The sequence below is a fragment of the Streptomyces sp. NPDC057654 genome (assembly GCF_042800135.1).
In the GTDB taxonomy this organism is placed as follows: Bacteria; Actinomycetota; Actinomycetes; order Streptomycetales; family Streptomycetaceae; genus Streptomyces.
This window is the reverse complement of sequence record NZ_JBHVHQ010000570.1, coordinates 1-5,709: the sequence shown is the minus strand read 5'-3', so window position 1 is coordinate 5,709 and position 5,709 is coordinate 1. Positions and strand designations below refer to the sequence as shown.

Here is a 5,709-nt window from a genome sequence, read left to right as displayed (position 1 = left end):
TTCCGGTTCTTCGGCGGGCAGGTCGTCGGCCGCGTCGGGGCCGCGCCATACGAAGCCGTGGAACGGGGCGACGGTCAGGGCGGTGTCCGCGCCACCGGCGAGGATGGCCTCGGCGACCCCGTCGATGTCCTCGCGGGCGATGAACGGGCTGGTGCACTGGACGAGGAGGACCACGTCGACGGCCTTGCCGTGCGCCGCCTCGTACGCGGTCATGGCGTGCAGCACCGCGGCCTCGCTGGTGGCGGTGTCGCCCGCGATGTCGCCAGGGCGCTGCACGACGACGGCGCCCGCGCCGCGCGCGGCGGCGGCGATGCCGGGGTCGTCGGTGGAGACGGCGACGTCGGTGATGTGGCGGGCGGCCCGGCACTCGTGGACGGCGCGGGCGACGAGCGGCCGGCCGCCGACGGCGGCGAGGTTCTTGGCGGGCACGCCCTTCGACCCGCCGCGGGCGGGGATGACGGCCAGGACGGTCGGGGGCATGGCGGCTCCTTGAGGATCGGTCGTCGTCACAGCTGGCCCATGCGGCGGATGACGGGGGCGACGCGCTGTACGCCGTGCCGGTAGGCGCCGCGGGCGGCGTCACGCATGGCGTTGCGGGTGGCCCGGCGCAGGGCGCTGACCTCGCGGGGTTCGGCGGCGGCGTGCGGCAGGGGGTGGCCGGTGGGGTCGAGGCCGTGCCGGGCGAGGATGCCCGGCAGGTAGCCGGGCGCGGTGACGGGGGTGTAGTAGGGGGTGAGGGGCGGGAGTTCGGGGGCGGCGACGAGGTCGGCGACGCGGTCGCGGGCGGCGTCGAAGGCCCGCTCGTACGAGCCGTCGGCGGCGACGCCCTGGCGCGCGGTCCAGCGGGGGTCCGGCTCGGGGAGGTGTCCGGCGTCGAGCTGGTCCCAGGAGGCGAGGCAGCCGGAGCCGAGGAAGTGGTGGTTGCCGAGGGCCTCGCGGATGCCGAGGTCGGTGAGGACGGCGGTGGGGACCGCGCGGTGCAGGGATTCGAGGGCGGCGGTGGAGCTGACGGTCACCAGCAGGTCGGTGCGGTCCAGGACCTCGCCCATGTGCCCGTAGACGAGGCGGCAGTTGTCGGGCAGGCCGTCGGGGAGCTTGCCGGCGAGCTTCTGGTAGGGCAGCTCCTCGATGTGCGTGGTGTGCTCGCCGGGCTTGCTGCGGAGCTTGATCAGCACTTCGCGCTCGGGGTGCAGGCGCGCGTGCTGCACGGCTCGCTTCAGCAGGTACGTACGTCCGGCGCGGCTGTCGGGCACGGAGGGCTGGGCGGCGAAGACGACGGTGTACGGGCGGTCCTGGACCTCGCCGGGGGCGGCGGGCGTGTAGGGGGCGCCGCCGAGGAAGGGCAGGGCGCATTCGACGACGCTGTCGGCGCTCGCGCCGACGCCGCGGTAGACGTCGCGGAACCGCTCGGCGTCGTGGCGGGAATTGGCGAGGACGACGTCCGCGCCGTGCCGGAGCAGGAGGCCGTCCGCGAGCTTCTCGTAGACGACGCCGACGTAGCCGGTGACGACGGCGGGGCGGCGGCGCTGCCCGGCCCAGGAGCGGGCGAGTCCGTGCGTCATGGCCTGGACGGCGCCGCCGACGCAGGCCAGCACGATCACGTCGTAGCGGGTACGGTCGGCCGTACGTACGAACTCGGCGCCGGTGACCTCGGTGAGCGCGTCGGCGCGCACGCCGACCTCCGCGAGCTGGCGGACCGTCGGGGTGGCGCGGCCGCGCAGCAGGAATCCGTCGAGCCGCCCGCCGGGGGCGATGCGGTGCGCGGTGAGCGCGCCCCATTTCCACCGGGTGTCGGAATCGGCGAGGACGGCTACCCGCGGCGGGGAATGCGTACGTGATGACACGTCGCCGACGATAGGAATTCATTCCGTTTCGTTGCCCAACGCGAGTGCAACAGTCGGTAAACAACAGGATGACGGCGGAAGAACCGCCCTTTCGGCGTGGCCGGTTCACCAATTGGTCGCGCTTCGTTCACCTTGACGCCCGCCGGGCGTCAAGACGAATGCCGGGCGGCCCCATACCGTCACCCGGGTGGTTAAGCTCTCCGTCATCGTGCCGTTCTTCAACGTGCAGACCTACGCCCCCGACACCCTGAGGAGTCTGCGCGCCAATGCGCGTGCGGATTTCGAATTCATTCTCGTCGACGACTGTTCGAGCGACGGGACGCCGGAGCTCCTGGAGCGGGCCGCGCGCGAGCTGCCGGGGGCGGTGCTGGTGCGGCACGAGAAGAACGGCGGCCTCGCCACCGCCCGCAACACCGGCCTGGACGCGGCGCGCGGCGAGTATCTGACCTTCCTGGACGGCGACGACTGGCTGGCGCCCGGGTACTTCGCCGAACTCCTCTTCTTCATAGAGGAGTTGGGCGTCGACTTCGTCCGCGCCGACCATGTCCAGTGCTCGGGCCGGGCCCGCTCGGTGCACCGCGTGCCGCAGGGCCGGCGCGGCGTGGTGCTCGACCCGCGGGAGGCGATCCTGCCCGCGGACCGCTCCACGTCCGTGGATTACGCGTACGCGTGGGCGGGCATGTATCACCGTCGGCTCCTGGACGACGGGCTGCTGCATTTCAAGCACGGGCTGCGCACCGCCGAGGACCGGCCGTGGATCTGGCGGCTGCACCGCGAGGCGCGGACTTTCGCGGTGGCCGGACTTCTCGGCGTCTTCTACCGGCGCGGCGTCGCGTCCTCGCTGACGCAGATCGGCGATGTGCGGCAGCTCGATTTCATCCACGCATTTGATCAGGTCATCGAGGAAACGGCGCGGGACGCGGACGCGGACCGATTGCTGCCGAAGGCCGTGCGCACGTATTGCGCGATTATCTCCCACCAGCTCGGCACCATCGAACGGTTCGAACCGGCCGTGGCCAAAACATTGCGCTCGATGAGCGCGGCGGCGATGAAACGGATGCCGCAGGACATTCTGAAGGATGCGCTGAATTCCATGGATTACGAGCGCGCGGCACGGCTGCGCAGGGTCCGGCGGCGTACGGCCGGGGCGGAGGTGTCGGCCTGATGAGCGCCCAGAGCGCGGACCGCGCACCCCGGACAGACGAGACCGGCGAGACCGACCCGGGCCAGGCCCCCCGCCCGGCCGGCGCCGACCGTCCCCGCACCCAGATCTTCCTGGCCTCGACGCTGTACGGGGCCGCTACGCTCGCCGCCGCCCTCGACGCGGGCCGCTTCGCCCCCGCCGGCCGCCGCCTGCTGCTCGTCTCCAACAACGCGGCCATCCCCGAGACCACCCCGTCGTGCGAGGAAGCCCCCGGCTTCGAGCTGCTGCGCGACCGCTTCGACGGGCTGCTCTCCTGGAACGAGACGATCCGCCCGTTCCACCCCGGCGGCTGGTCGCCCCGGCCGGACGACGCCCCCCTGTGGGAGCGCCACCTGCGGCTGCTCTGGGACCTGGGCGCGGACGAGATCGAGCTGATCGTCGAGTCCATCCAGGTCAACCCGGCCCTCGCGCTCACCCAGCTCTTCCCGGACGCGCCCGTCGAGGTCTACGCCGACGGCCTGATGAGCTACGGCCCCACCCGCAACAAGCTCGACCCGCTCATCGGCACCCGCATCCGCCGCCTCCTCCACCTCGACCTGGTGCCGGGGCTGCGCCCGCTGCTGCTCACCGAGTTCGGGGTGCCGGCCGAGATCGTCCCCACCGACGCCTTCACCGAGGTCCTGGCCCGCCTGGCGGACGCCGCGCCGGAAATTACCGCACCGAAAGGCTCCGCGCTCCTCCTGGGCCAGTACCTTTCGGCACTGGACATCCTCACGCCGGTGGAAGAGGAGGAACTGCATGTGCGAATGCTGCGCGGCGCGGTCGAACTCGGTCACCGAGCAGTGGTGTTCAAGCCCCACCCCACCGCGCCCGCCCGCTGGTCGCGGATGCTGGAGGAGGAGGCCGGACGGCTCGGCGCCGAGCTGGTGGTCCTGGACACGCCCGTTCTGGCGGAGGTCGTCTACCAGCGCCTGCGGCCCGCACTCGTCGTCGGCTGCTTCTCCACGGCACTGCTGACCGCGAGCGCCCTGTACGGGCTGCCGGTCGCCCGGATCGGCACGGACCTGCTGCTGGAGCGGCTCGCCCCGTACCAGAACAGCAACCGGGTGCCGGTGACGATCGCCGACGCCCTGCTCCCCGACCTGGACCGCCCCGAGACCGTCACCGGCTGGACGCCGCCGGCCGGGGAGAGCGCGGGCAAGCAGCTGACCGGCCTGCTCTCGGCGGTGGGCTTCGCCATGCAGTCGCAGATCTACCCGGAGCTGCGCCCGGCCGCCGAGCGCTATCTCGCCGCCAACCTCAACTCCCACACCTGGCGGTACTTCAAGCGCCGCCGCCTGACGTCGCTGGCCCTGCCCGGCGCGCTCCCCTCGCAGCTCGCGTTCCTGCCGCGCAACCCGACGGTCCGCAAGGTCGCGCGGCGGGCGCGGGCGATGCAGCGGCGGCTGGTCAAGCGGACGGCGGCGCTGGGGTGAGCGCAGCCTCCTCGTACGGCACGGCTTCCCTGGACCAGGCCGCCCCCTCCCCCTCGGGCGCGGGCCTGCCCCTGCCCGACCCGATACCGACGCCCCCGCCGGCCGACCCGGCCCGTACCGGACCGGCCCGCAAGGGGGCGCACGGCCGCCTGCGCGCGCTCGACGGGCTGCGGCTGATCGCGGCGCTGATGGTGGCCCTGTACCACTACGGAGGCCGGACCGGGGAGGTCGGCCAGGCGTGGGGCAGCTCGCCGCGCGCCCAGTTCCCGTCGCTGTCCACGGCCTTCTCGTACGGCTGCCTGGGCGTGCAGATCTTCTTCGTCATCAGCGGCTTCGTGATCTGCATGAGCGGCTGGGGCCGCCCGCTGCGCTCGTTCTTCGCCTCCCGCGTCGCGCGCCTGTACCCCGCGTACTGGGCGGCGATCCTGCTCGTGACCGTGGTCTTCGCGCTGCCCTGGGTCGCGTACAAGACCGTGTCGCCCAGCGACACCCTGGTGAACCTGACGATGCTCCAGATGCCGGTGGGCGCGCACCGGGTGCTCGGCGTGTGCTGGACGCTCTGGGCGGAGCTGCGCTTCTACGCCCTCTTCGCACTGTTCGTCGTACTGCCGGGGGCGACCCGTCGCAGGGTCGTGCTCTTCTGCGCGGTGTGGACGCTGGGCGCGGTGCTCGCGGACGCCTCGCACCAGGAGTTCCTGAAGACGGCGCTGATGCCGGAGTACGCCCCGTACTTCATCGGCGGCGTCGGCCTGTACCTGATCCACCGCTTCGGCCACTCGGCCCTCGCCTGGGGCATCGTCGGCGTCAGCTTCCTGATCGGCCAGCACTACGCGGTCGCCGCCCTGTGGCACGCCCCGAACCCGCACTTCTTCTCGTACCGCTCCCCGTACGTCATCATCGCCATCGTCGCCGCCGGGTACGCGGCCGTGGCCGCCATAGCCCTCGGCAAGTTCCACTGGGCCAACTGGCGCTGGCTGACGGTAGCGGGCGCGCTGACGTACCCCTTCTACCTGGTGCACGAACACCTGGGCTGGGTAGTGATCGCGCTCCTGCACCGCAAACTGGGCATCCCCTCATACGCCACCTTCGCCCTGACCCTGACCCTGATGCTCGTACTGGCCTGGCTCCTCAACCGCCTGATCGAAGAGCGCCTCACCCCCGTACTCCGCAAGACCCTGTCGCGGTAAACGGCCCCCCCCAGTCATGTACGATCATTTATGCAACTCCGGCGCACGGCGCGGGAGTC

At 72.3% G+C, this 5,709-nt stretch carries 5 protein-coding genes; 3 read left to right on the top strand and 2 right to left on the bottom strand.

Going from position 1 to position 5,709, the window contains the following annotated elements; genetic code table 11:
* Together ACFU99_RS30875 and ACFU99_RS30870 are read right to left on the bottom strand one after the other, a co-directional pair.
* A partial coding sequence (locus ACFU99_RS30875) for a cytidylyltransferase domain-containing protein (RefSeq protein WP_384398280.1) occupies positions 1 to 480 on the bottom strand: 480 nt, incomplete at its 3' end.
* 26 nt (positions 481 to 506) lie between these two features.
* Positions 507 to 1,844: a DUF6716 putative glycosyltransferase gene (locus ACFU99_RS30870; protein ID WP_384398278.1), complete on the bottom strand. Its 1,338-nt coding sequence runs from the start codon at positions 1,842 to 1,844 to the stop codon at positions 507 to 509.
* 187 nt (positions 1,845 to 2,031) lie between these two features.
* Between ACFU99_RS30870 and ACFU99_RS30865 the strand changes: the two genes are divergently transcribed.
* From ACFU99_RS30865 to ACFU99_RS30855, 3 genes are all read left to right on the top strand, one after another.
* On the top strand, positions 2,032 to 3,009 hold the full coding sequence (locus ACFU99_RS30865) for a glycosyltransferase family 2 protein (protein WP_384398276.1): 978 nt from the start codon (positions 2,032 to 2,034) through the stop codon (positions 3,007 to 3,009).
* Positions 3,009 to 4,463: a polysialyltransferase family glycosyltransferase gene (locus ACFU99_RS30860; protein ID WP_384398274.1), complete on the top strand. Its 1,455-nt coding sequence runs from the start codon at positions 3,009 to 3,011 to the stop codon at positions 4,461 to 4,463. The genes ACFU99_RS30865 and ACFU99_RS30860 overlap by 1 nt, the downstream gene beginning before the upstream one ends.
* Before the next feature lie 65 nt (positions 4,464 to 4,528).
* The gene (locus ACFU99_RS30855; RefSeq protein WP_384398282.1) at positions 4,529 to 5,650 is read left to right on the top strand and encodes an acyltransferase family protein; all 1,122 of its coding nucleotides are present in this window, start codon (positions 4,529 to 4,531) and stop codon (positions 5,648 to 5,650) included.
* The last annotated feature ends 59 nt before the right edge of the window (positions 5,651 to 5,709 follow it).

Excerpts from the sequence above, each read along its gene's own strand:
- ACFU99_RS30860 (WP_384398274.1), top strand. The coding sequence starts at position 3,009 with ATGAGCGCCCAGAGCGCGGACCGCGCACCCCGGACAGACGAGACCGGC.